Below are 26,070 nucleotides of genomic sequence, written 5' to 3'. Positions count from 1 at the left end.
TTTATGACAGGAGGAAAAATCATGAACAGAGAATACCATGTAGCCGTCACCGGCTCTGACTATGCAAAGGGGACGAAAGAGGATCCCTTCCGAACCATACAAAGGGCAGCCAAAGCCGCCGAGACAGGAGACAAAGTCATTGTACATGAGGGCGAGTACCGGGAATGGGTCAAGCCGGAACACAGCGGCTACAGCGACATCAGCCGTATTGTATACGAGGCAGCCGAGGGAGAAAAGGTCGTGATAAAAGGCTCCGAACGGATCCAAAACTGGGAGAATACAGAGGGGACCGTTTGGAAAGCAGTGATTCCAAACACTGTTTTCGGTGACTACAATCCCTACAAAGAGCCGCTCTGGGGTGACTGGTTCATCTATCCGGATGACAATTCCGTCCATGCAGGAGATGTCTACTTAAACGGCAAATCTTTCTACGAAGCAAAATCCCTGGATGAGGTGAGAAATCCCCAGATCCGCACAGAGGGATACAACCCGCCGTGGACCAAACACCCGGAACCCATCAAAGATAAAGAGTGGACCATTTATCAGTGGTATGCTGAGACAGACCATGAAAATACATATATTTACGCCAATTTCCAGGGAGCTGATCCCAACAAAGAGCTGACCGAGATCAATGTGCGTAAGTGCTGCTTCTACCCTGAAAAAACTGGCATGAATTATATCACCGTGCGCGGCTTTGAGATGGCACAGGCTGCCTGCCCCTGGACACCGCCTACTGCTGACCAGCCGGGCCTTCTGGGTGCTAACTGGAGCAAGGGCTGGATCATTGAAAACAATATGATACATGATGCGAAATGCAGCGGCATCAGCATTGGCAAGGAGGCCTCCACAGGCCATAACCTCTGCACCAGAAGACACAGAAAACCGGGATACCAGTATCAGATGGAGGCAGTGTTCCGCGCCCTGAAGATTGGCTGGAGCAAGGAAAAGATCGGTTCCCACATTATCCGCAACAACGTCATCTATGACTGCGGACAGAATGGTATCGTAGGCCATATGGGCTGTGTGTTCAGCCAGATCTACAACAACCATATCTATAATATTGCCGTAAAACACGAGTATTTCGGCTATGAGATCGCAGGCATCAAGCTGCACGCAGCCATTGACGTACAGATCCACGACAACAATATCCATGACTGTACTCTGGGCACCTGGCTTGACTGGCAGGCACAGGGCACGCGCGTCAGCAAAAACCTGTATTATAACAACGACCGTGACCTGATGGTGGAAGTGACTCACGGGCCTTATATGGTAGACAACAACATCTTTGCCTCTGCCTACAACTTCGACAATATCGCCCAGGGCGGTGCATATATCCACAACCTGTGCTGCGGAACCATGAGAAGAGAGGATGTCCTGAACCGATCCACTCCCTATCACTTCCCGCACAGCACGGAAGTTGCCGGCACCACACCTGTATACGGCGGAGATGACCGTCTGTACAACAACATTTTCGTGGGCAGCGTGGATGCCTATACGGAGCAGTCCTTATGCGGAACCATAGGCTACAACGGCTCCACCAAAACCCTGGAGGAATATATGGAAACCGTTGCTTCCATGGGAAATGAGGACCTGGAAATGTTTGAACAGGTAAAACAGCCTGCCTACATCAATCACAACGCTTATCTGAAAAATGCCCCGGCATTTGACGCGGAGAAAGAGAACTACACAAGTGCTGCTGATCCCCAGGTAAAAATCTCCGTGGAGGGAGAGGAAACCTATCTGGAAATCCATGCAGAAAAAGAGATGCTTCATATGCCCGCCGGAATCATCTCCACAGAAACACTGGGTATGGTCCGCATTCCGGAAGCCCCCTTTGATGGCCCTGATGGTGAATCCATTGTTCTGGATACTGACTATAACGGTGCCGTACGCTGTGAAACACCGGCTGTTGGACCTTTAGAAGGACTGAAAGAAGGATATAATAAAATAAAAGTCTGGGGATAACCCAAAACCTCAGAACGGGACACCCCATAACAGGGTGTCCCGTCTTTCTTTGCAGCAGAGCTATTTTTATTTATCTAAATACCGTTTCTCGTATTCATCCACAGAAATGGGTTTGCTGAACAGAAATCCCTGGGCCAGCTCCACACCGCAGGTCCGGAGAACCTCAAGCTGTTCCTCCGTCTCAATTCCCTCCGCCACGATCTGAATGCCCATCTTTTGCCCCATATCCACAATGGAGCTGACAATAGCCTGGGCCTTGGGATTACTCACCACATCGTCTACCATGCTTTTATCCAGCTTCAAAACGTCGAACTCCACTGCGGATAAAAGGGCCAGATTGGCATATTCCGTGCCGAAATCATCAATCGTCACAATGAATCCCGCCTCTCTGAGGCTTTCTATCAGGACACAGATATCTATGTCATTGCCATTTCTCACAGTCTCCGTAATCTCAATTTCCAGACATGTCGGTGATATCCGGTATTTATCGCAGATGGAAAGAAGATGCTCAATAAAATGCGGCTGTGTCAGGGAATACCTTGAAAAATTCACAGATACGGGGAAGCCCTTTTTCCCTTCCCTGCCCCATGCCTTAATCTTGGAACAGATAAATTCAAACACAAAGAAATCAATCTGGCTGACTGTCCGTGACTCCTCCAGCAGAGGCAGAAAATTTCCCGGAAGGACCAGGGAGCCATCCCTTGACTGGTACCGGATCAGTGCCTCCGCTCCCACTGCCGTCCGGTCCGCTGAGGAAATCTTCGGCTGCAGATAGACCACAAACTGGTTTCTGCTGATTTCCTGCCTGAGGATTTCCGGGTCAGTCAGATAGAGCAGCTCATCGCTGTGATGGCGGTACCTCTTGGAAGCCGGGTTATTTCTGTAGAATTCCTTTTTGTCCTCGTACATCTGCGCATCCGCGTTTGCCACGACCTGTCCCACATCCACTAATTTCTCAGTCCACTGGGAGCCGATAGCAGCTTTGCACAGTGCATCCCGCTTAAATGCAGCCCTCAGCTCATTGACTCTTTGGCAGAATCGTTCCTTTGGCACATCATGGCAGATGATCACAAACTCATCGCCTCCCACACGATAAAAACTGCCCTCCTGAAAGACCTGTTTCATGCGCTCCGCGCATTCTGTGAGTATTTTATCCCCAAAGGCATGGCCGTACCGGTCATTGATGTCCTTAAGTCCATTGACATCCAGATAAACGATGCCCACGCTTCCCTCTTTGCCGGTCATCCTCTGCATGTCCTCAATATAACGGTTTCTGTTATAAAAGGAGGTCAGAGTATCGTATTAACTGAGATGGGCTAACTGCTGCTCATCCTCTGCCCTCCGGTAGGCAAGCAGGATAAAGTAGCAGATAGTCTGAAGGATAGAACCAATGTTCATCAGACGGTCCTCCGGAAGATTGTCCACCCCCAGACAGCCCATCAGCACATCATCTATCTCCAGAGTGGAGATTGCCACATTGCGGATATTCCGTTCTCTGGCAATCGCTTCACTTCCCTGAAATATTGTCATGAACTCTTCCGCGTCTTTCATGACAATACAGCCTTTTTGATTCAGAACCCTGCGCCACTCCTCCAGTTGTGCAGCGGATATATCCTTCAGAGCCTCATGCCGGGAACCCGCGTTTTCGGCACACCATTCATAGTCATTGTGAAGAAATCCCTCACGCAGATTAAACATATAGGTTCTCTCTGCCTTTAAAAATGTTCCGATTTCCCGCAGTACATCTCCCACTGCCTCTTTCATATCTTTTTTACAGTACAGTGTCCTGACACACTCCATCACCATCTGCTCTGAGCTCAGAGCGTATTTCAGTTTTTCTTTCTCCTGCTCCGCGTCAGTGGTGTCAAAGGCCAGCTCCAGCCGTGCCCGTCTTCCTTCCCACTCGATCAGGCGGTCTTTCAGAAGATAATGGCGGCCTGTAATGGGATTGGTAATCTCCCAGGTATAGTTCTCCCCGCTCTTTAAAAATCTGTTGGTACAGAATGGACAGGGACTATCTCTTCCCTGAAGGACACGGTAACAGATCTTCCCCTCAATATCGTCCAAATGAAAGCTTCGTTTTCCTGCGTCGTTGATAAATAACAGCTCATATGTATCCATATCTGAGACGTATAGGAGCTCCGATATTTCGTTCATGGGAGCCTGCAGGTCCTGCGTCATTCTGGAGAGCTTACGGCTCTTTTCCAGATTGGCGTTTTCCATCATTTCCACTTCTCTGCGCCGCTGTTCCTGCTTTCTCATATAGACAGCAAGCAGAATCGCCGCAGCCGTACATATCAAAGTCAGCGCAGCAAAGCAAATCTGTGCCATACGGACATAGCGCTCCGCGTACTGCTCCGCAGTACCCACACTCTCATCTGCCAGTTCAAAAAAATCTTCGCTCAGATTATAAAGCCTTTGGCTGTCCGCGCCCGCCCGCACCTTCCGGATTTCCTGCTTCATCTCTTCCCAGCGTTCCTGCATGAGCGCCACCATTTCCTGGTACTCATCGTCCTTCAGCCTGACCAGCCTGTTCTCGCCTTCTCCTGTGCGCAGTTCCTCTATGATGCCGTCCAGTTTTGAAATCAGGGCATCATCCCGGCGTCCCTCCAATTCTTCTTTAACAAGTCTCTGGGTTGCTCCGCGAACAACTCCGGTGTAATTGATGACCCTTGCATTTCCCTGAAGATTCCCCATAGAATACAGGGACAGGAGTCCCGACAATACAAGAACGACCAGCAGGAAAATGGTCATCATCCTCTTCTGCATATTTATTTGCCCTCAAACTTTCTCACAGACAGCCACACAGTTTCCCAACCGGACGGCAGTATTCCGTTAATCTCTAAACCACTTTTCTTAAGTATAGAATGTATTCTGCTGCAAGTCAATTGGCTTTGTCTTTGTCTGTTAGAAACCTTTTTCTGTACTTTATTTTCACATAATCCAGTATTCTTCTTAAATAGATGGAGTCATAGGCTCCACCGATCACTCCGGCCACGGGGATCCCCTGCAGGAATTTCATATACAGAAGCTCTCCGGAAAGAACAGCGGATGTCTCCTTTATCTGTTCCCTGCTGTCATATCCTTTAGGGACAACAGGTTCCAGAATATATCTGTCTGCTTTGGCGTTCATCTGTTCCAGTGTCTCTGCGTAGGACAGTGACCCCTGTATAAGCAAAAGTATGAAATACTTTTCCTCCTCCGTATCATATGGGTATCCGTAGTGAAGCGCTGTCTCATAGATACTTTTCAGTATCATCCCCGTAAAAAGCGGGATATCCGGAAGACCGATTCCCAGGACACCGAGTCCCACCCCTTCCACACCGGCCAGAAGCAGATTTCTGTTCCCTGCAGCCTGCGCTTTTTTCGTAAATGTGCGCAGTGTCTTTTTGTTCTCCATCAGTCCCGCAGCGTAGGCGTCCACTTTATAATTGTGCTCTATCTTCTCCCTGGAATATGTCTTCTCTATAAAATCCGTACCTTTTTCAAAAATAAGGCCGAATGCCTTTTCAAATGCTTTATCCAGCGTCTCCTGCAGCCTGGCCGGAACTTTCTCCTCCAAAGTCCGGTCCAGAAAAGATGCCTTCTTCTCCGCGTTTTTCTTCAGAAATGCCTGCTCCTTTTTCAGGACAGCCTCCATCTCCGCACGCAGCGGTGATTTTTTATTTCTCTTGATCATGGTACCACCTTTCCGGAAAATTCCTGCCTCACTCTTCTATATATATTCCAGTTCGCTGAAAGCTTTTATAAATTCTTTCGTTCCATAACCCTCGAATTCTGCCTCCAGCATAGTTTCATCCTCCCGCACAACCACACCTGTTCCGTATCTGGGATGCCGGACACGCTTTGTTGGGGCTGGCTCCTGTTCCCGCAGACTTCGCTTCTGTTCCTGCAGACTTCGCTTCTGTTCCTGCAGACTCCGCTCCTGTTCCTGCAGACTTCGCTTCTGTTCCTGCAGACTCCGCTCCTGTACCTGCGTTCTCTGTTCCTGCACCTGGCGTTTCAGCTCCTGCAGGCTGACAGCGGGTCCCCGCTCTTCCTCCCCTTCCAGAAGGCGCGGCGGAATCATGCGGATGTATCGGCTCTCCCCCGGCATGGCCCTCTCACCGGGATTTGTATAATAAGACAGCTCCAGTCTGTCTTTTGCCCTGGTGATTCCAACGAAAAACAGCCTGCGTTCTTCCTCTTCTCCATCCATGTCTCTGGTTTTAAGGGGAATCAGGCCATAATTTACCCCTGTGATAAACACACAGGAAAACTCCAGCCCCTTTGATGCGTGCAGTGTCATAAGCTTCACACTGTCTTTCTCTTCGCTGATCTCCTCCCTCAGCACATCCAGCCCGTAGAGAGAGGAGGAATTGATAAACGCCCGCATTCCCGCCTCCCGGTTCTCTTGCTGCTCCTTCACATAGTCAAACATGATCTGAAACAGCCTGTGCACGGCATCCCTGTCCTCCATGTAAGAAGCAGACACAGGATTCAGATACCGCTCCAGTTCAAAATAGGAAAACAGTGCTTCCTCATCTCCGAGTTCCTCACAGATTCGGCTGAATCCGCACATCTTATCAAACAGAAGACTGGCTCCCGGCTTACTGTTGCAGACAATCTCTTTTGCCTTCTTCTCACTGATTCCCTCCCCGTACTCCCGGCTGGCGAGCACATAGATGCCGGATGGGGTATCTTTTTTATTCAGTGAAAAGCGCAGCAGGCGGATGCACCACCGAAGCACAGGCACATCCCCCACCGTTCTTTTTAATGAGACCTCAAAGGGAATCCCCTCTCTGGAAAACACATCCTCAAACATTCCGGACTGGCTCTGCAGGCGGTAAAAAACAGCCATCTCCCCGTATGGCGTGCCCTCCCTATGCAGCTTTTTTATTCTTCCCGCAAGATAGCAGGCATCCTGAAAAGCATCATACTGCCGTTTCACGATTATTTTATTCCCCGGCTCCCGCACGCCTGTAAGGGGGCTGCCGTTCTGCAGAAAGCACCGGGCAGCCTCCAGGATAGAGGAGCTGGAACGGTAATTGATGGGGAGGGTCAACTCTTTTGCCCGGTATTTATGTTTCAGGGTATAAAAAATTTGAAACGCACTGCCCCTCCAGCTATAGATCACCTGATTGGGATCTCCCACGGCAAAAAGATTGGCGCCTCTGCTGACCAGCCGGTCAAGGAAAACAAGCTGCTGGCTGTCACTGTCCTGGACCTCGTCTACAATGACCCATTTGGGAGACGGAGAATTTCCAATCTCCTCCCTCAAAAGAAGATTGGCATTTTCCAGCAGGTCAAAAAAGGTCATTTTGTCCTGACTGGCCTTTTCCTCCCGCAGCAGACGGACCAGATCAAAGATATCGTCCTGATATTTTGAAACTTTTTTCTCCTCCCCGCGGACAGCCATTGCCGACTCCAGTCTTTTCTTCAGGCGGTTCTTATATTTTATTTTCAGTTTGTGCTGCCGGATCAGATCAAGTGCCAGCTCCAGCTCTTCCTCAGGGTCTATGACCAGAAAATCTCTGGTATATCCCAGCTTTTCCACCGGAAGATATTCCCGCAGATAATACAGGGCTGTGCTGTGAAAAGTACCGAATCCTCTGAGCTTTTCCACAGGCAGCTCCGGTTCTGCGGCCAGAAGCCTGGACTTTATCTCATCTGCGGCTTTATTTGTAAAAGTAAGGACCGTCATCTCCTCATAATTCACCTTTTTCACATGGTGGAGATACTGCACTTTGGATATCAGCACTGTGGTCTTGCCGCTCCCCACATTTGCATTTACTATGCAGGCAGGGCTTTCATCCAGAACTGCCTCTTTCTGATAGGGATTCAGTCTGTCCAGCTCTTTTTCATTGTATAATTCCATATTTTCATCCTCGCCCGCAGCCGTACGGTTCAAATCACTGAACTGTTGTCCTGCTGTTTGTTACTGCATTTTGACTGGGGAGTATTCGCCCCATCGCAAAACAATTTTTATTTGGTATCATTTAGATGGGAATACCTTCGCCTGATTTTTTCTTCTGTATCTTTCCTGTTTTCTGTTCCTTCCGCCAGACGCACCTCCAGGCGCAGGGACGGGGGTGCATCCGTATAGAAGGAAATGATGTTTTTCAGGCTTAATCTGTTAGACGGTTCCAGGATCCAAGCCTGGTAAAAAGTGCTGGATGTGGGAAGAAACAGGGTGTCTCCCTCAATGCTTACCTGCTCCACGGTATTGAAAAACGCAGCCATGGTTTCCCCTTTCCGGCCTAAAAAGACGCAGAACTCCTTCCATTTCCGGGGCAGTTCCTCAAAGGAAAAGGGCTTCTGCATATAAGTGGAAGGTGTATGTTCCGGCAGTTTCATGCCCATAGGGGAATCCAGCTCTAAAAGCAGGTTTTCCAGGCCCCAATAGACAATCTTCTTATCCAGACGGTAATCTCCCACACAGGCAGCGCAGCCATCCTTACATTTGCAGCCTCCCACCATTTCCATGGCATGTTCTATGATTTTCGGCATCAATTCATAGGCTTTCTCCGCGTAACCCAGACCGCCCACATACTCGTCAAAAATGTACAGGCACACTTCCTCCTGAAGCCCTGCGCCCAGATCCAGTGCATTGCCGGACATAGTGACACCTATGTCCTCCTGTTCTGTCATGGTCGCCATGCGGGCCGCATTTCTGATGGCATAGCAGATACCGTCAAAATGGTTATTTCTCAAAATCTGTCCGTTTCCCGATTCCCTTATAAGACTCCGGTACACCTGCACAACGTTTTTAGGAATGGTGATCCAGGTACTCTCCGTGTCAAAATCTTTTGACAAAGGACGTGTAAGCTGCCCGTAACCCAGGTTCTGGTGGTTGTGAAACTGCAGCTTTTTATACATGTAGACAGATTCTTTTACATTTACATCACCGAAAAAAACTTTTGTCCTTTTGTAATCCTTTTCCGCATTTCCGTGTATGACCCGGATGGTGGTGCTGCTGCCCGGCATAGTGTAATAATTTCCACGGAAAGGAACCGCGTAGGAGGTCTTTGTCTCCTGATCCATGCGGACCACTTCATACTGGGCACCTCCGTGCATGTACACAGCGCCCTCATGGATTTCACGGAACGCCTGCATCTCATCCATCTCTGTTATGATTCTGGCATTTTCCTGGTCCACCAGTTTATATCTGACTTTATCGATATTCCTCAAGCTGAAATCTCCTGCCGGAAAGGTGTCTCCGCACCAGGAAAATCTGCCGTCCTGGGCGCTCAGCTCTTTGACTCTCAGCAGCACCGGGATCGTCTCACCCAAATCGGGAAAGACAGCGATATCATCAAGGGTGAGAGGCAGCTCCGCCGCCGCTGCCCGGATGTGGGCAAGCTCAATCAGCAGGTTGTCCCGGTCCACCACTGCACTTTCGCTCTCCCCGTCGAACAGCCAGTCCGGATTAATGGAAATGTACTGGTCAAAGGGCAGGTTATCCAGGATCAAATAGTTGGAACATGCCTTGCCGCTCCTTCCGGCCCTGCCGGTCTGCTGCCAGAAGGAAGCCTTGGTTCCCGGGTATCCGGCGAGTACGGTTGTGTCTATCTTGCCGATATCAATGCCCAGCTCCAGAGCGTTGGTGGAAATCAGGCCGCAAAGCTCTCCTGTGGTCATTTTGCGCTCGATCTCTTTTCGCTCCTTTGGGGTATAGCCTCCCCGGTAGCCGGAGATCCGGTCAGCAGGCCCTGTACCGGATATATCCTCCCCGTCCAGCATGTCCCGGGCTTCTTTTAAGATGACCTCCACATTTCTGCGGGATTTTGCAAAGGTGAGAAAACTCTGTCCTTCCTCGGCAAGCTGTGCCGTCATGGCTGCTGCCACAGCGGTACTCTGTACCTGGCCGTAGTATTGGTTGTCTTTTCCGTAAATCTTTGGCGGCTGGAGAAAGAAATACCGCTTTTCAGGTGCCGGAGAACCGTCCCTGTCAATGCGGATGAATTCTCTCTGGCACACTGCCCGGGCAAGTTCCACGGGGTTTGCTATGGTAGCGGAACTGCAGAGGAACCTGGGTGATGCGTGATAGTATCTGCAGATTCTGGAAAGACGGCGGAACACATTGGCAAGATGGGAGCCAAAGGCGCCGCGGTAGGTGTGGAGTTCATCTATGACAATGTATTTTAAGTTGGAGAATATGAAGTCAAAGCCGGCTTTGCTGTGGTTTGGGAGAAAAGCGCTGTTGAGCATTTCCGGGTTGGTCAGGATAATGTTGGCATTCTTCCTGATACGGCTGCGCTCCGTGGGCGGCGTATCACCGTCGTACACCCCTGCCGACAGTCTGTGTTCTCCAAATGTCTCGATCCAGGGGCGGATGGCACGGTACTGGTCGCTTGCCAGGGCTTTTGTGGGGTAGAGGAAAATGGCTCTTGACTGAGGATTGGAGAGGATTTCCTGTACGACCGGGAGGAGGAAACCCAGGGTTTTGCCGCTGGCGGTGGAGGTTGTGATGACGATGTTTTTGCCCCGGGTGGCCTGGGTGAACATTTCGGCCTGGTGGGTGTAGAGGCTGGGGATGCCGTGGGTGGCCAGGTGGGTGCGGATTTCCTCTGACAGGGTCTGGGGGTAGGGGGCGTACTGCGGGGGGATGGAAGGGGTTGTTTTTTGGTAGGTGATGAGGTTTTCTATTTGCATGGTTTTGACTCCTGGGGTGATTTTTTTGTTTATAGGAACGTTTGTTCTTAGTTTAGCATTTTTTTTGGGGGGATGCAATGGGGTTGTGGCTTCGATTGTGGCTCACGGACGGAACCATCAGAGGGCCGGGAGCGGGAGGGCAGAGGCCCTCTGATGGTTCCTGACGGTGAAGTGCGGATGTAAGAGTAAACAGAGCAGTTTTTAGATTAATTGAGGATTTGCGGATTGACATTGGGGGTGGATGTGGTATTATGGAAGCAAGTGTTTTAAATCGTATGTTTTAAATCAGATGATTCAAATTATATTTTGCTGAATATCTATGTGTATATTATGAGAATGGAGGGGTTTGGGATGCCGCCTAGGGCTAAGTTTACGAGGGAAGAGATTGTGGATGCGGGGTTGAGGATTGTTCGGAGACGGGGGATGGGGGGTGTTACGGCCAGGGAATTGGGGGCGGAGCTGGGGAGTTCTGCAAGGCCGGTGTTTACGGTGTTTCAGAGTATGGAAGAGGTGCAGGCGGAGATTGTGAAGGCTGCCAGGGAGGTTTATAACAGGAGTGTGAAGCGGGGGCTTGAGCAGGATATGGCTTTCCGGAGTGTGGGGATGGAGTATATCCGGTTTGCACAAAGGGAACCTCAGCTTTTTCGGCTTTTGTTTATGACGGAGAGGGAGGAAATGCCTGATGTGAAGGATGTGCTCTTCGCTATTGATGATAACCATGAGGAGATTCTGCAGTCGGTTCGGGAGCAGTATGGATTGAGTGATGAGGATGCGTGGACTTTGTACCGGCATTTGTGGGTCTATACTCATGGGATCGCTGCTCTCTGCGCTACCAATGTGTGCAGTTTTGAGGAGAAGGAGACTGAGGAAATGATGACTGAAGTTTTTACAGGAGTATTGAAAAATATAAAGGCAGGTGAACGGCATGATCAGAGCTTGTGATCTTTTTAAGTCTTATGGGAGTGCCGATAATCCGTTTCCGGTGCTTCGGGGGATTTCCCTGGATATTGAGGACGGGGAGTTTGCCGTTATTTTAGGGGCTTCCGGGTCCGGGAAGTCTACGCTGCTGAATGTTTTGTCGGGATTGGAGACGCCGGATCAGGGGGATGTCTATTATGAGGAGAAAAAGATCACCGGGCTCAGTGAAAGTGAACTGACACGGTTTCGGAGGGAACAGGTGGGGTTTATTTTCCAGCAGTATTACCTGCTGCCTCATATGAATGTGGATAAGAATGTGAAAATGGGGGCAGACCTGTCCGGTAATAAGGATTACCGGGAGGTGATCGAAGCTGTGGGGCTTGGGGATAAGCTGGAAAAGCTTCCCGGGGAGCTGAGCGGCGGGGAACAGCAGCGTGTCTCCGTGGCAAGGGCACTGGCGAAAAAGCCCAGGGTGCTGTTTCTGGATGAGCCGACAGGCGCTCTTGATGAGGCTACCGGAAGGCTGGTGCTTGACTATATCTGCAGGCTGCAGAAAATGTATCATTTTACGGTTGTGATGGTTACGCATAATCAGAATATTGCGCAGATGGCCCACAAGGTCATTCTTATGAACAGCGGTAAGATCAGGGATCTGTACAGAAATGACACACAGAAAACAGCTTATGAGATAGGATGGTGATGGTATGGTAGTGGGACTCAAGGACGCCGCTAAATTTACCGGAATTTTTATTATATCCTGCTGTGCAGTGTTTGTCTGTACCCTGTTTTTGAACTTTAATATGGATATGGCAGGGATACGGGATGAGATTGCGCCCGGGCCTGTCACTGTGTTTTATGAGGCTCAGGTCTCCTCCGGCAAAATGATAAGCAGCGTGAGCGGAGGGTGCCTTCTGCTCACCTCTGTGGTCATACTGTTCTTTTATATTAAGCATTATATTGACAGTCACAGAAAAGAACTGGGGATTTTAAAAGCTCTGGGGTATTCTGATTTTAAGATCGCACGCGGGTTCTGGGTGTTTGGGTTCAGTGTGCTGTTTGGAACCGGTGTTGGATTCGGGGGAGCTTTTCTCTTGATGCCCAGATTTTACAGGGTGATGAATGAAGAGAATATCCTGCCGGATATTGCCGTACAGTTTCATTTCTCACTGCTTGTCTGCCTGGTTCTGATTCCTGCTGCATTCTTTTCCGCTCTCGCTGTCCTTTACGGATGCCGAAAGCTGGGAAGCCCTGTGCTGACACTTCTCAGCGGGAAACAGGGCGGGATCTTCAAGATAAGACGACAGAAAAAAAGCGGCAGAAAGAATCTTTCCTTTCTGCAGGATTTAAGGCAGAGCACGGCCAGAAGCCGTATCTCACTTGTGTTTTTCATTGGATTTGCTTCTTTTTGTTATTCTTCTATGATGCAGATGACTTTCGGTATGGATGAACTGGCAAGCCCTATGTTCACGGCCATCATATTTGTGATCGGGATTGTGCTCTCTTTTACCACGCTTCTTCTGTCTGTCACAACCGTTGTTGACTCCAATACCAAGACCATTGCCATGATGAGGGTATTTGGGTATTCGCAGAAAGACTGCAGAAAAGCCATTCTGGACGGGTACAGACCTGTGGCTTACACAGGATTTGCCATCGGCACCGCGTATCAGTACGGGCTGGTGAAAGGCATGGTTTCCATTATTTTTAAGGATGTGCCTGAAGTTCCCGATTACACCTTTAACTGGCAGGCGCTTTTTATCACTCTGCTCTCCTTTGCTGTGGTATATGAGTGTATGATGCTTTGTTATTCTGTGCGGATCAAAAACATTTCTTTAAAGGAAATCATGCTAGAGCGTGTTTGAAAATTGCTTTCGGCAAGCTGTGCGTCACAGTTTGTGGGAGATTTGACCCCGATGAAGGAGGCGTAGCGGGCTACGCTGACTGAATTGGGGGCAAATATCCCGCAAAGTGGGGCGTGCAGATTGTCGGAATGAATTTTCAAACAGGCTCTAGACTGACCATTCTTCTCACTGCTGCATTTTCCCTTGCATACTTTTCATAAAATGCGTATGATATACAAAAGTAAACCAGGAGGTTTCATATGAAATTAACCGTTCTAGTGGACAACAACACGTATATCGACCAATATTATGCAGGGGAACCGGCAGTCAGCTACTACATCGAAACCGATGATATAAAAATTCTCTTTGACACCGGGTATTCGGATATCTTTATTAAAAATGCGTGCTCCATGGGCATTGACTTAGATTCCCTCACGCATATTGTTCTCTCCCACGGCCACAATGACCACAGCAGAGGATTAAAATATCTGCGGCATCACTATGATCTGCCGGATATCCGGCTTATCGCACATCCCCTGTGTTTCCAACCAAAATACTACGAAAATGAATACATAGGCTCCCCCTATTCTTTGGAAGAGATCACTGAAAACTTCCGATTTGAGCCTGCCGAATCACCCGTTTTCCTCTCCGAAAACTGCCTTTTTCTCGGCCGGATACCCGATCTGCATGACTTTGAAAAACGCAGCCCCATCGGTACAGCCACAGCAAACGGTCAGGAAACAGAGGATCTCTGCCCGGATGATTCCGCCTTGGTATGCAGGACAGACAAAGGGCTTTTCATCGTCACCGGCTGCTCTCACAGCGGAATCTGCAATATCACGGACTATGCACGCAGTGTCTGCCGGGAACAGAGGGTTGCAGGCATCATAGGCGGATTCCATCTCTTTGATACAGACACACGGCTTGCCCGTACCATTGAATATCTGAAGGCTCTGTCACCGGATATCCTGTATCCCTGCCACTGTGTTTCCCTTAAGGCCAAAGCCGAAATGCTGAAATATATGGACATCGAAGAGGTCGGCGTGGGCCTTACCATAGAATTGTAGACAACAGGTGAAAAAATGTTTAAAATAGGAGAATTTTCAAAACTGACGCAGGTATCCATCCGGATGCTGCGCTATTACGACGAAGCCGGCCTTCTGAAACCGGCCAGCACAGACCCCTGGACCGGCTACCGTATGTACTCTGCCGACCAGATTCCCACCCTGAATAAGATCATTTATCTGCGCGACAGCGGTTTCCAGATCTCGGAGATCGCCGCTGCTCTTGCAGCAGAAAATGAGACTTCCCTCCTGGAACAACTGGATCGGAAATACAGGGAAATCCGGGAAACCATTCAGTCAGAACAGGACAAACTTCAAAAGATCGAACTGATCAAAAAAGATATCCTGCACGGAAAAAATGAAATGCAGTATCAGGTCTTCATAAAATCCATCCCCGCCTGCCAGGTCCTCTCCCTCAGACGAGTCCTGCCGGATTACTATGCCGAGGGCCTTCTGTGGAAGGAAATGTCCCGCTTCGCACAGGAAAACCGGATACAGGTTTCCTCTAACACCTTTTCCATTTACCACGACAGGGAATACAAAGAGACCGACGTGGACGTGGAAATATGTGCACCGGTAAAAAAGCCCGGCAAAAGTACGGAAGATTTCGTTTTCCGCCTTACAGAACCAGTCCCTTCCATGGCGTGTACAATGGTTTACGGCCCGTTTTCCAACATCGCCGGCGCCTACCTCTCCTTTGCGGACTGGCTGCAGAAAAACGTCCGCTTCCAAATGGCAGGGCAAAGCAGACAGATCGTCCACCGCGGCCCATGGAACGAAGAGGACCCCAAAAACTATCTGACAGAGATACAGATACCCTTAGAGAGTGCCTGAGCAATCACTCCGGCCTCCATATAAAAAGCAGCTTGACTCTCACACCGTGTCAGGGTCTACATTGACCTTACAAATAAATTATATGGAGGAACACATTATGACAACATACCAGTTACATCCCATCGGAACCATCCACAACAACGGAGAGGACATGTTTATAACCCTCAGCCCGGAATACATCCCGGCTCTGCAGGCCTTAGACGGCTTCAGCCACCTACAGGTACTCTGGTGGTTCAGCGACTTTGACACCAAAGAGGCCCGGGCCGTACTGGAAACAGAACAGCCCTACAAAAATGCCCCTGCCGTCATGGGCATCTTCGCCACAAGGTCCCCCATCCGTCCAAACCCCATAGCGCTCACGACAGCGCCTGTCACATACATTGACTACGAAAACGGTGTCATCCATATTGCCTACATGGATGCCAACGACAACACCCCGGTCCTGGACATCAAGCCCTACACACCCAGCATGGACCGCATAGAATCCCCAGCCGTCCCCGCCTGGTGCAGCCACTGGCCCATAAGCCAGGAGGAATCCGCTGACTTCCCCTGGGAAGACCAGTTCAATTTTTAACAAAAGTTATAATGTAGTTTGGAAAATATTCTTGAATAAATTGATGAAATCTGCTATGATATAGATATGAAAAGGAACAACCGCCCACAAGTTGGGTTGGCCTGTAATCAGAATAGAAAAACCACCCTGTGACTGGTCAAGTTTTCGGGTGGTTTTTCTATTTTAAGTTAGTGACAAATCAAATAAATGAATGTCAGCAACGCTAAAATAAACATTCCAAAGGCCATTAGGTCTTTAAAGTCGAAATGTTTCATAGACATCACCTCCATTCTATGTAGAATGAAGGCCAACGCCACCCTGCAACACGGTTGTTCCATTTTCAAAGTATAGCATACTTTTTGCACATTCTCAATAAGCAATCATCACATATTGTCGGCCCAAATCCTAGATTACTCCCTTTTGCAGCATCACATTGGCGTAGACCGCCCCTTCCCCTGTCGCCACAATCGCATACGCCTTCCTGGCTTCCTCGTAGAAAGCAAACCTTTCCACATTCCGGATCACTTTGTCCCCCCGTTCTTCATACTTCCTCACGATTTTCCTGTAAGTATCCCAGATAGGCGTCTTGGCATCATCTCCGGGCATAACCTCCATAAGACTCATTGGATGCTCTACATACCCGTCAAGCGGGATCAAACTGAGCACTGCGTCCAGCACCTCCGGCACTCCGTGTCCGTCCATTCTTATAACGATACAGTCCTTTCCCATACTCTCCGCAGGAAAATTCCCGTCCGCGATCACGATCCTGTCACTGTGCCCCATCTCCGCCAGTACTTTCAAAAGCTCCGGCGATATAATTTTCGGAATTCCTTTTAACATCTCATTCACCTTTTATCCTTCACATATATTTTTCACTGCCCAAAACAAAACACGCCCCATCTGCTCCCGGCATAATTCCCGGCACCATATGAGGCGCGCCTCTAACCGCTGTTTACCGGCCTATCTGTCCTCTTCGGAATACTTCTTATATCCGGGATGCCTTCCCGTCACACCGTATCCCTTCCGCATGGAAATCAGCCTGTCGATATTTTCCCGGGAAATTTCCTTTGCCCCGCCGAGCAGGTGGGCATTCAGACTGATCTGCGCGAAAAGCTCCAGGGTCTCCATCCGGTAATACGCGGTGATCACATCCGCTCCAACCGTCAAAGCCCCATGGTTCTGCAGAAGCACAGCGTCGTGCTCTCCCAGATAAGGAGCAATGGCCTCCGGTACCTCGTAAGTGGAGGGTGTCCCATATGGAGTCACCGGCACAGAGCCGAGAGCGATCACGGTCTCTATCATGGAATACTCATCCAGAGGCTTATTTGCCACTGCAAATCCTGTGGCCACCGGCGGATGTGCATGGAGGACAGCCCCCACATCCTCCCGTTCCTGATAGCAGCGCAGATGCATCTTGATCTCCGAAGAAGGGCGGCACCCTTCCTCTGCTTCCAGAATATTTCCGTCTCCGTCAATGTGCACCAGCTTTTCCGGGGTGATAAAGCTTTTGCTCATTCCCGTGGGGGTTGCCAGAAATGTCCCGTCCTCCAGTTTCACGGAAACATTTCCGTCGTTTGCTGCCACCCAGCCCTTCTGCCACATTTTATGGCACACATCGCAAATCTGTTCCCTGAGCTCCATATAACTTAATTCCATTTCATTTCCTCCATATTTGTGTCACCGGACAAATGCTCTGTACTGTCCGTAAGCTTCCTGCCACAGTTCTGCATCCTGCGGCTCATACACTTTCATATTTTCTGAATTCCGGATGATGCTGCGAACCTCTTTCAAATCCTTTACTTCCCCTGCCGCCACAAGCTGCATGGCCAGGTTTCCGTAGACAGTTGCCTCCACAGGCCCTGCGATCACGGGAATGCCGCAGGCATTTGCGGTCATCTGACACAGAAGGGCACTCTGGGCCCCGCCGCCAACCAGATGGACCGCCTGATATGACCTGCCCGTACACGCGCAGATTTCATCCAGCACCATCCTGTATTTCAGAGCGAGACTTTCGTCAATGCAGCGCACCACCTCACCCACACGCTCCGGAACCTTCTGCTCTGTACGTCTGCAGAACTCCCGGATACGGCGCGGGATATTTCCCGAAGGCACGAACTCCGGCGCGTCCGGGTCTATAAAGTAGACAAAGGGCGCCGCGTCTCGGGCCATGGATTCCAGATGCCCGAAACTGTACTCGCAGCCCTCGCGCATCCACTGTCTTCTGCTCTCCTGGATCAGCCAGAGACCGATGATGTTTTTCAAGAAAGATGTCTTGCCGCCGCATCCGCCTTCATTTGTCATATTGCAGGCAAATGATCTCCCGTCAATCTGAGGCACGTCAAGCTCTGTTCCGAACAGCGACCAGGTACCGCAGCTTAAGAACAGAAAATCATCCGTTTCTGCCGGCACTGCTGCCATGGCACTCTGCGTATCATGTCCTGCCACTGCTATGACATCCATAGGACCAATGCCCAGCTCCCGGCATATTTCATCTCTCAGACTTCCCAGCCGTGTTCCCGGCATGAGCACGGGTTTTAATATCCGGGAAGGAAGTCCCAGACCTTCCAGCACCTCCCCGGACCAGTCCTTTTTGACAGCATCCAGCATCTGGGTGGTTGACGCAATGGTATACTCACTTCCCATTTCCCCTGACAGAAAATAGGAGAACAGATCCGGCATTAAAAGCATACTCTCTGCCTGCTCCAAAAGCTCTTCTCTGTATTCCTGCTCTGCCATAAGCTGAAATGCCGTATTGATCTCCATGAACTGGCTGCCTGTGATCTCATAGAGTCTTTCCCTGTCCATGCGTGAGAAAGCCTTTTTCAGCATTCCCTCTGTTCTGGCATCCCGGTAGTGGACCGGGCTTGATAAAAGCATACCGTCTCTGCCAAGCAGTCCGTAATCCACACCCCAGGTGTCCACACCGATACTGCTGATATCCGCCCCTGACCTGCCCTGCATGATTCCTGCTCTTGTGATTCCGGTCTTAAGCTCATGAAACAATCGTAGGAAATCCCAGTACATGGTACTTCTGTCTTTTCCGTTTAAGATCACAGGCTCATTGGCAAAACGGTGCATCTCCCCAAGAGAGATTTTTTCACCGTCAAAGCTGCCCAGCATCACTCTGCCGCCGGAGGCTCCGTAATCTGCTGCCAGCATCTGTTTTCCCAGCATTTCCATCTTCCTTCCTATTTATATAGCGGACCGTAAGCTGCACATGCCCTGTAGTCCTGTCCTTCTTTGTCCATACCAAACGCGTTCCATGCAGCGGGACGGAAGATTTTTTCCTCCGGTACGTTGTGCATGGCAACAGGGATTCTCAACATGGAACACAGAGTGATCAGATCTGCACCGATGTGGCCATAGCTGATGGCGCCGTGGTTGGCTCCCCAGTTGTTCATCACATCATACGCGGTCTTAAAGGCGCCCTCACCGCTCACTCTCGGAGCAAACCATGTACACGGCCAGGTGTAGTCCGTGCGTTTCCAGATCGTGTCTGACACCTCAGCCGGAAGCTTGATGGTCCAGCCCTCTGCAATCTGCAGCACCGGTCCCAGCCCCTTGACCAGATTCAGACGGATCATAGTCACAGGCATCTCCGCATCTGTCAGGAATCTGGATGAATAACCGCCTCCCCGGAAATATCCGAAATCCGCGGCATTCCAGGTAGTTGCCTTCATAATGGCATCCTGGTCCTCCTCGGTCACGTCAAACCATGGTTTGATCACACTGTTTCCGTTTTCATCCTTTGCCTCCCCGCAGGCATCCAGACAGGCTGCGCCGGAGTTGATCAGATGAATGAAACCGCCGGCCTGTGCTGCTTTGCCCTCCAGAGTATAGCCGGTAGCTTCTTTCACAGCCTCCGGGCTCCAGTATGTACGCACATCCGCAAAAATCTGCGCCCGGTTGGTGAGCAGCTTCATGAACATCATGCCAAGGCCGTTGAGCACATCGTTCTCTGTGGCCAGGATATACGGCTCTCTGGCTCCGTTCCAGTCAAAGGATGTATTTAACATGGCTTCTGCAAAGTCTGCATTGGGATAAAAGTCTGTCCACTGTCTCTGTCCCTGGAAACCTGCTGCCAGGGCATTGTGTCCCACTTTTTCTTCCTCGCATCCCTCCGGAAGGTTTGCATTTCCGTTCATCAGATCTTTAATGATGCACATCATCTTCACAACGAATTCCCAGTCTGCGTCCTTCTGCTCTCTTGTCTTCTGCACCGCCTCCGGATTCTTGTCAAATCCCTCTATGCAGTGTTCCTTTGTCCATGAGAGCGCTTTTTTAAACTCTTCCTCATCATAGATGCCCTCTGTCATGCGGCGGATCAGCTCCACTTCATCTACCGATTCCACCCGCATTCCCAGATAGGATTCAATGAAATCCGGGTCAATGATGGAACCGCCGATTCCCATGGTCACAGAACCGATCTGCAGATAGGATTTGCCTCTCATGGATGCTGCCGCCACTGCCGCACGTCCGAACCGCAGCAGTTTTTCCCTGACATCATTGGGGATTTCCGTGGCATCCGCTGCCTGTACATCATGGCCGTAGATTCCAAAAGCGGGAAGTCCCTTCTGTGCATGGGTTGCCAACACACTTGCCAGATATACGGCACCCGGGCGCTCTGTTCCGTTAAATCCCCAGACTGCTTTTATGGTCTGGGGGTCCATATCCATGGTCTCTGCCCCATAGCACCAGCACGGTGTCACAGTCAGGGTAATATCCACGCCCTCTCTTCTGAATTTGTCCGCGCAGGCCGCTGCCTCCGCCACACGTCCTATGGTGGTGTCCGCAAGGACTACCTTGACCGGCTCGCCGTTTGAGTATTTCAGGTTCTCCTCAAAAAGACGCGCTGCGGATCTTGCCATATTCATGGTCTGTTCTTCCAGGGATTCCCTTACCTTCAGGTATCCTCTTCTTCCGTCAATCGTGGGTCTGATCCCGATCACAGGATATGTTCCGATCAATCTGCTCTCTGCCATTTTTCGTACCTCCATACATTTAAAGTTTTTAACAGTTTTCTTATATTCCCATCCTAATCTTGTTTCAAACATATTTCCTGTGATATAATGGCAAAAAACAGGACAATATTCACCTTTTTACAAATAGTCAGGAGGCAGCTATGCACTATCTGGATTACAACGAAAAACAGGCCCACGGCACGGCGGATTTTCCCCTTGCCTATTATTATGTGGATGAGCATCATCCGCGTTACCACATGCCCTTTCACTGGCACAAGGAGACAGAACTGCTCCGGGTCGTGGAGGGACAGCTCCGGCTCAGTCTGGATGACCGGGAGTATGTGGTGAGTGCAGGAGAACTGATCTATATCGGGGAAGGCGTCATCCACGGCGGAGAGCCGGAAAACTGCATCTATGAATGCGCCGTTTTTGACCCAAAGCCTCTGCTCATGCACACACACGCCATCCGCCGCTACCTCTATCGAATTCAGCGCCGCCAGATCCAGATTCTCATGCGCTTTACCCAAAAGCAGCCGGAGATCCTAACCCGCGCGGAAACCCTGTATGGTTCCCTGCGCAAAAAAAGCCCCGGATGGGAAATGACTTCCCTCGGAGCACTTTTTGAACTATATGGTATGATTTTTGACAGGGAATATTACACGCCCTGCGCCTACGGCGACCATACACAGGGAAAACTAAAGCAGCTAAAACCTGTGCTGGAATATATGGAGCTGAATTATCAAAGCCCCATAACCCTGGAGGACCTGTCCAGGCTGGCCGGCATGTCCTCCAAATATTTCTGCCGCTTCTTCCGTGCAGTCATCCACAGGACACCTATTGATTATCTGAATTATTACCGCATTGAGCGGGCCTGTTATCTCATGGCCGCAGAGGACATTTCTGTTACGGAGGCTGCCTACCGGTGCGGATTCAATGACAGCAGCTATTTTGTCAGGGCCTTTAAAAAATACAAAAATGTGACACCCAGACAGTATATGCAGCGCCTGGAAAAGTCGTAACTGTTCACTGCGTGCACAGTAACAGAAAGTCCGCTTAATATCTCTTTATTTTCTTGGAAGGCGTCTTTTCAAATTCTTCCTCCCTGATCTTCAGGCCGTGAATCTTTTTATAGGGAGGAAGGCCTTTGTTAAAGTTGTCGATCACTTCCTGAAGCTTTTCCCTGACATCCCTGATCCTCTTTTTAGAGGCATATTCATAGTCCGGGAATATCTCAGCTTCAATGACGGATTCTGTCTCCCTGACAATGACCTCTTTTACCAGAGGAGATCTGCTGATCTCATTTTCCAATTCCTCCGGGGATACATTTTCTCCGTTTTTCAGGATGATCAGGTTCTTCTTCCGCCCTGTGATGAACACAAAATCATCCTCATCCACATAGCCCAGATCCCCTGTTTTCAGCCAGCCGTCCTCCAGAGCTTTTTCTGTCTCCTCAGGCATCTTGTAATATCCCATCATGACGCTGGAACCCCGTACCCAGATTTCCTCATCCACAACCTTGGCCTCACAGTTTGGAAGGAGTTTTCCCACAGACCCCTCTTTGGAATCCCATTCCAGATTGGTGCTGATGACAGGGGAACATTCTGTCATGCCGTACCCCTGAAGAATGGTGATGCCGTACTCAGCAAACGCTCCCACCATTTCTGGGGGAAGATAGGCCCCGCCGCTGCAGATGGTCTTTAAACTGCCGCCGAAAGCAGCCTTTGCCACCATTTTTTTCGGCAGGATACCTGTGGATTCCTTCAGTTTCTTGTATATGGATTCAATGACCATGGGGACTAAAAGCACGATCTCCGGCTTGAACAGCTTCATATTTTTTGACACATGCATGATAGAGTCATTGATGCAGATGACCATGCCGATGTAGATTCCTTTCAGGATATCCATGGTAAAGCAGTAGGCATGATGGATGGGAAGCAGGGTCATGGATACCGTACCTGCAGGTATCTTCATATCCAGGCAGGAGGCATTGTCAGCCAGATTGCGGTGTGTGAGCATTACCCCCTTGCTTTTGCCTGTTGTGCCTGAGGTAAATAAGATGGCACACAGTTTGTCCGGGTCCAGTTCACAGGAAAAGCTCCCTGCATGGTTTTTCAGAAGGACATCCAGGGATTTTGCCTGTTCGGTATCCTCTTTTGCCTGCATGGAAACCATGCACTTGATCTCCGGACATTTCTCCCCTGCCAGTTCCGCCACATCCCTGCGCAGTTCATCATAGACGAGTACACTGATATCAGCCCTGTTCAAAAGCTCGCACACATCCGCTGCCGGAAGCTGAGCATCCAGGGGCACGATCACGCATCCGCTGTCCGCCGCTCCGAAATAAGAAATGATCCACTCATATGTAGTCGGCCCGATGACCGCCACGTGTTTTCCCAGCATTCCCATGCCCTCCAGGGCTCTGCTGAAGGCCTCACTGTCCCTTTTTAAGTCCAGATACGTCTTTGTTACCACTTCTTTTCTCACTTTATAACGGATGGCCGGATTTTCCCCGTAGGTCTTGGCTGCATAGCCGATAATATCCTTCATGGTGTTGATCTGACTGCTCATATTTCCCCTCCTGCTCTAGTCCTGAAGACTCTCGATGTAGTGTACCGCTTCGCCTACGGTTCTGATCTCCGCAACCTGGCGCTCCTCCACCTCAATGTCAAATTCATCCTCCAACTCCCCTACCATGCTCATAAAATCATAGGAGGTGAAACCAAGGTCCTCCACGAACCTGGAATTCTCCGTAACCGCATTTTTATCCACTTCCACATATTCACAGATCATGTCTTTTAATTTTTCTAACATTTCTCATTTCCTCCCAAAAATATTATACAGATTCGATAATCTCTCCCACTGTCATGTCCGGATTCTCCACGCCTTTGAAGATGATTCGGCACAGATAGTAATACAGATACTGCAGGTCCTCAAAATGCACCACTCCGGTCTGGTGTTCAAAATTAAAGTTCATGCCATTGTCCTCTGCTCTGTGCATAACCGTCAGATAAAGGGCATGGGCTGCCGCGCCGTTACTGTACCATGCAGATTTATATTGAATGTTCTGCAGACGCTCCAGCCCTTTTCCCTGAAGTGTCAGAGGCTGGTAGGTCAGGCTCAGAGGCTCATACGTCTGCCCTGACTTTAATTTATAATATTTGTTCCTGTATGCATAATAGGCCGTCGGGTCATAGTTTGCATGGCGGAAAATCTGGTTCTGCCCATCCCGGATCTTCTTCAGGCCCTCCATAAACGTATCCTTCTTCTCCACCACTGTGCGGAAGGGGAAACAGTGAATCCTGGTGCCGCCGCATTTCTTTTCAGCCAAAGTGGCTCTTCTGGCAACTGTGGTGTTGATGGAGACATCATCGTTGCCGTTCACCTTCTGCAGATACGTGCGGAGCCCCATCATCAGCAGGCACACCATGGAAATATGGTGTTCCTCGCAGAACTGCATCAACCTCCTGGATGGATCTGCCTCTAACTGGAAGGTGATAATATTGGCATCCACATTGTCCGAGACGTTGGTGACTGCCCTTAACTCGGGATTCTTCTCTTTTTCCCGCTCAGCTTCCAGCTTGCCGGGACCGAAAATGCTGTTGAAGACAGGTTCTGAGGAGGAGATCATCTTCTCAAAGAACTCTGTGTCCCGTTTCTTTGCCTTGGAATCCGCCTCATACTCCAGGTCCTTTTCAAGCTGCGCTATGTAGGATTTCATCTCCTTTGGATATTCCATGCCCTCATATTTCATGTTGGCATAGATCTCTATCACATCCTTGAGAAACAGGATCAGAGACTGGGCATCCATGGTCATGTGGTCCACCAGCAGGTAGATGCCCTGAAAACCATCCGGCGTAATGATCATGACTACCCGGTTTAAGGGGGAATCGAACCGTTCAAAGGGAATGGAGGTCCATTCCTTCATCTTATCCACAGCATGGCACTCCTGCCATCCGGTAAAATCAAAGAACTCAATCTCCCTCTCCTCCCTGTCAGCAATGTACTGATACACGCTGCCGTCCTCGTCCTGTGTAAAACGAAGGCGCATGGACTCACATCTGGCGTATGCCTTATAGACAGCCTCCTTCAGCGCGCCAAAATCCAGGCTCTGCTGAATGGTCAGGCTGGTGCCGATATTGAGCACCTGCTTTTTCGGACAGTATTTCTGATAGAAAAAGTGCAGCTTCTGTGCTGCGGTCAGCGGATACAGTGGTTTGCCAAACTTCTCTTTCATATGTTAAACTCCTCTCATTTTCAAACGGGAACGGATTCCCCGCTGTTTCCCTCTCCGGTTACATCTGATACATAAATGCTCTTTCCCGCAGGCGCCCAGGCCTCCCCTGCCGTCTCCAGAAATTCCGTCAGCTTCTGTTCATACAGCGCCTGCTCTTTGTAAAAAGCTTCCACATGGCCCGCTCCGTGTACTATGAGCATGTTCTTCTTAGATGCGCAGTTTTCATATATCTCAAAGCACATACTGCAGGGAACAAAGGTGTCCGCATCCCCGTGGATAAAAAGGATGGGAACCTTTGCCTTCTTCACTTCCAGAGCCGCACTGCACTGCTTCAGCCCATATCCCGCCTTTTCCCTGCACATGCGGTCCGATATCTTAAGAATGGGATAGGAGGGCAGATGGTACTGGTCCTTCAGCACATGGGCAAACACGTCCCAGGCGGTGGTAAAGGCGCAGTCCGAGACGATTCCCTTCACCTGCGGCGAAAGTTTTAGTCCGCTTGCCATGAGAACCGTGGAGGCCCCCATGGAGGTGCCGTGAAGCCAGATCTCACAGCCGCTGCCAAAACGCTTTGCCGCATACTCGATCCAGAGAAGCGCATCCTCCCTGTCCAGGCAGCCAAATCCGATGTATGTGCCTTCGCTGTCCCCGTGTGCCCGCTCATCCACCAGAAGCATCTTAAATCCTTTCGGCAGATAATAATTGGATAGTCCAATGTAATCACTCATTCCTCTGCTGGTATAACCGTGAAAACAGATCACCAGCTTTTTGCCTCCCTGCCCCGGAAAATATGTCCCGTGGAGCTTCAGCCCATCGCCGGACGTGATGTACACATCCTCCCGTTCCTGCTCCATCATCCACGCTTTCATCTTCTTGATCTTCGGCATATACAGATCCCAGTTTGTCCCTGCCATATCCATGGTCCTTTTGGTCTCTGCCTTCTGCCGGAGCATGGTGCGCCTGAAAAAATAAGACGCAATTCCGTATTCCCCCGCAGCAGCCAGCGCCCCTGCTCCCAGTAACAAGCTCCATCCGTTCATAGATACTCCTCCCGTCTCCGCGGCTGCCT

Annotated in this window: 21 protein-coding genes and 2 pseudogenes; 9 read left to right on the top strand and 14 right to left on the bottom strand. The window is 50.0% G+C overall.

What is annotated here, in order from left to right:
• Window positions 1–21: 21 nt before the first annotated feature.
• Window positions 22–1,965 (top strand): right-handed parallel beta-helix repeat-containing protein, encoded by a 1,944-nt coding sequence (locus WMO65_RS13880; protein WP_054351845.1) that lies wholly within the window; start codon window positions 22–24, stop codon window positions 1,963–1,965.
• A 66-nt stretch (window positions 1,966–2,031) separates the two neighbouring features.
• On the opposite strand, the gene WMO65_RS13875 is transcribed toward WMO65_RS13880, so the two are convergent.
• The 5 genes from WMO65_RS13875 to WMO65_RS13855 all read right to left on the bottom strand — a co-directional run bounded on the left by WMO65_RS13875 (window position 2,032) and on the right by WMO65_RS13855 (window position 10,599).
• Window positions 2,032–3,258, bottom strand: coding sequence for a putative bifunctional diguanylate cyclase/phosphodiesterase (locus WMO65_RS13875; protein ID WP_306799901.1), 1,227 nt, complete (start codon window positions 3,256–3,258; stop codon window positions 2,032–2,034).
• Between the two features lie 9 nt (window positions 3,259–3,267).
• On the bottom strand, window positions 3,268–4,734 hold the full coding sequence (locus WMO65_RS13870) for a type IV pili methyl-accepting chemotaxis transducer N-terminal domain-containing protein (protein WP_306799892.1): 1,467 nt from the start codon (window positions 4,732–4,734) through the stop codon (window positions 3,268–3,270).
• Between the two features lie 115 nt (window positions 4,735–4,849).
• A complete protein-coding gene (locus WMO65_RS13865) occupies window positions 4,850–5,644 on the bottom strand; it encodes an EcsC family protein (RefSeq protein ID WP_148393172.1) in 795 nt (264 codons plus the stop codon).
• 36 nt (window positions 5,645–5,680) lie between these two features.
• A complete protein-coding gene (locus tag WMO65_RS13860) occupies window positions 5,681–7,822 on the bottom strand; it encodes an ATP-dependent helicase (protein ID WP_148393173.1) in 2,142 nt (713 codons plus the stop codon).
• Between the two features lie 107 nt (window positions 7,823–7,929).
• Window positions 7,930–10,599 (bottom strand): DEAD/DEAH box helicase, encoded by a 2,670-nt coding sequence (locus WMO65_RS13855; protein ID WP_148393174.1) that lies wholly within the window; start codon window positions 10,597–10,599, stop codon window positions 7,930–7,932.
• A 423-nt stretch (window positions 10,600–11,022) separates the two neighbouring features.
• On the opposite strand from WMO65_RS13855, the gene WMO65_RS13850 reads away from it, so the two are divergent.
• From WMO65_RS13850 to WMO65_RS13840, 3 genes are read left to right on the top strand one after another with little or no spacing between them, the layout of a single operon-like run.
• Complete coding sequence (locus WMO65_RS13850) at window positions 11,023–11,541, top strand: TetR-like C-terminal domain-containing protein (RefSeq protein ID WP_243128834.1); 519 nt, start codon at window positions 11,023–11,025, stop codon at window positions 11,539–11,541.
• Window positions 11,525–12,217, top strand: a complete 693-nt coding sequence (locus WMO65_RS13845) for an ABC transporter ATP-binding protein (protein WP_033141296.1) — start codon at window positions 11,525–11,527, stop codon at window positions 12,215–12,217. Before WMO65_RS13850 ends, WMO65_RS13845 begins: the two co-directional genes overlap by 17 nt.
• A 4-nt stretch (window positions 12,218–12,221) precedes the next feature.
• Complete coding sequence (locus tag WMO65_RS13840) at window positions 12,222–13,376, top strand: FtsX-like permease family protein (protein ID WP_148393176.1); 1,155 nt, start codon at window positions 12,222–12,224, stop codon at window positions 13,374–13,376.
• On the opposite strand, the pseudogene WMO65_RS13835 reads toward WMO65_RS13840, so the two are convergent.
• Window positions 13,319–13,456: pseudogene (locus WMO65_RS13835) on the bottom strand (DUF6783 domain-containing protein); the annotation flags it as partial. The gene WMO65_RS13840 and the pseudogene WMO65_RS13835 overlap by 58 nt on opposite strands.
• On the opposite strand from WMO65_RS13835, the pseudogene WMO65_RS13830 reads away from it, so the two are divergent.
• From WMO65_RS13830 to WMO65_RS13815, 4 genes and pseudogenes are all read left to right on the top strand, one after another.
• A pseudogene (locus tag WMO65_RS13830) lies at window positions 13,394–13,576 on the top strand (DUF6783 domain-containing protein). The pseudogenes WMO65_RS13835 and WMO65_RS13830 sit on opposite strands and share 63 nt — an antisense overlap.
• Before the next feature lie 39 nt (window positions 13,577–13,615).
• Window positions 13,616–14,422 carry an MBL fold metallo-hydrolase gene (locus WMO65_RS13825; RefSeq protein WP_148393177.1) on the top strand — a complete coding sequence of 269 codons (807 nt, stop codon included), beginning with the start codon at window positions 13,616–13,618 and terminating at the stop codon, window positions 14,420–14,422.
• A gap of 15 nt (window positions 14,423–14,437) precedes the next feature.
• Window positions 14,438–15,253 carry a MerR family transcriptional regulator gene (locus WMO65_RS13820; protein ID WP_148393178.1) on the top strand — a complete coding sequence of 272 codons (816 nt, stop codon included), beginning with the start codon at window positions 14,438–14,440 and terminating at the stop codon, window positions 15,251–15,253.
• A 97-nt stretch (window positions 15,254–15,350) separates the two neighbouring features.
• On the top strand, window positions 15,351–15,827 hold the full coding sequence (locus WMO65_RS13815) for an SAM-dependent methyltransferase (RefSeq protein ID WP_054351841.1): 477 nt from the start codon (window positions 15,351–15,353) through the stop codon (window positions 15,825–15,827).
• A 384-nt stretch (window positions 15,828–16,211) separates the two neighbouring features.
• On the opposite strand, the gene WMO65_RS13810 is transcribed toward WMO65_RS13815, so the two are convergent.
• The 4 genes from WMO65_RS13810 to WMO65_RS13795 all read right to left on the bottom strand — a co-directional run bounded on the left by WMO65_RS13810 (window position 16,212) and on the right by WMO65_RS13795 (window position 20,788).
• The gene (locus WMO65_RS13810) at window positions 16,212–16,646 is read right to left on the bottom strand and encodes an RbsD/FucU family protein (protein ID WP_033141301.1); all 435 of its coding nucleotides are present in this window, start codon (window positions 16,644–16,646) and stop codon (window positions 16,212–16,214) included.
• Window positions 16,647–16,766: 120 nt separating this feature from the next.
• Window positions 16,767–17,462, bottom strand: a complete 696-nt coding sequence (locus WMO65_RS13805; RefSeq protein WP_033141302.1) for a class II aldolase/adducin family protein — start codon at window positions 17,460–17,462, stop codon at window positions 16,767–16,769.
• A 21-nt stretch (window positions 17,463–17,483) separates the two neighbouring features.
• Entirely contained in the window at window positions 17,484–18,980 is a 1,497-nt protein-coding gene (locus WMO65_RS13800) for a rhamnulokinase (RefSeq protein WP_148393179.1), read from the bottom strand.
• 14 nt (window positions 18,981–18,994) lie between these two features.
• Window positions 18,995–20,788 carry an L-fucose isomerase gene (locus WMO65_RS13795; protein ID WP_103732049.1) on the bottom strand — a complete coding sequence of 598 codons (1,794 nt, stop codon included), beginning with the start codon at window positions 20,786–20,788 and terminating at the stop codon, window positions 18,995–18,997.
• 140 nt (window positions 20,789–20,928) lie between these two features.
• Here WMO65_RS13795 and WMO65_RS13790 point away from each other — a divergent pair, with 140 nt between their 5' ends.
• A complete protein-coding gene (locus WMO65_RS13790; protein WP_148393181.1) occupies window positions 20,929–21,786 on the top strand; it encodes an AraC family transcriptional regulator in 858 nt (285 codons plus the stop codon).
• 34 nt (window positions 21,787–21,820) lie between these two features.
• Here WMO65_RS13790 and WMO65_RS13785 read toward each other — a convergent pair whose 3' ends face one another.
• From WMO65_RS13785 to WMO65_RS13770, 4 genes are read right to left on the bottom strand one after another with little or no spacing between them, the layout of a single operon-like run.
• Window positions 21,821–23,335 (bottom strand): AMP-dependent synthetase/ligase, encoded by a 1,515-nt coding sequence (locus WMO65_RS13785; RefSeq protein WP_148393182.1) that lies wholly within the window; start codon window positions 23,333–23,335, stop codon window positions 21,821–21,823.
• A gap of 15 nt (window positions 23,336–23,350) precedes the next feature.
• Window positions 23,351–23,578 (bottom strand): acyl carrier protein, encoded by a 228-nt coding sequence (locus WMO65_RS13780; protein WP_033141307.1) that lies wholly within the window; start codon window positions 23,576–23,578, stop codon window positions 23,351–23,353.
• Window positions 23,579–23,600: 22 nt separating this feature from the next.
• A complete protein-coding gene (locus tag WMO65_RS13775; RefSeq protein ID WP_033141308.1) occupies window positions 23,601–25,001 on the bottom strand; it encodes a condensation domain-containing protein in 1,401 nt (466 codons plus the stop codon).
• Window positions 25,002–25,021: 20 nt separating this feature from the next.
• Window positions 25,022–26,041, bottom strand: coding sequence for an alpha/beta hydrolase (locus WMO65_RS13770; RefSeq protein ID WP_033141309.1), 1,020 nt, complete (start codon window positions 26,039–26,041; stop codon window positions 25,022–25,024).
• Between the last annotated feature and the right edge of the window lie 29 nt (window positions 26,042–26,070).

It is taken from the genome of Blautia caccae (genome assembly GCF_040095955.1).
In the GTDB taxonomy this organism is placed as follows: Bacteria; Bacillota; Clostridia; order Lachnospirales; family Lachnospiraceae; genus Blautia; species Blautia celeris.
The sequence above is the reverse complement of the archived record's forward strand: the minus strand, read 5'-3'. Positions and strand labels throughout refer to the sequence as shown.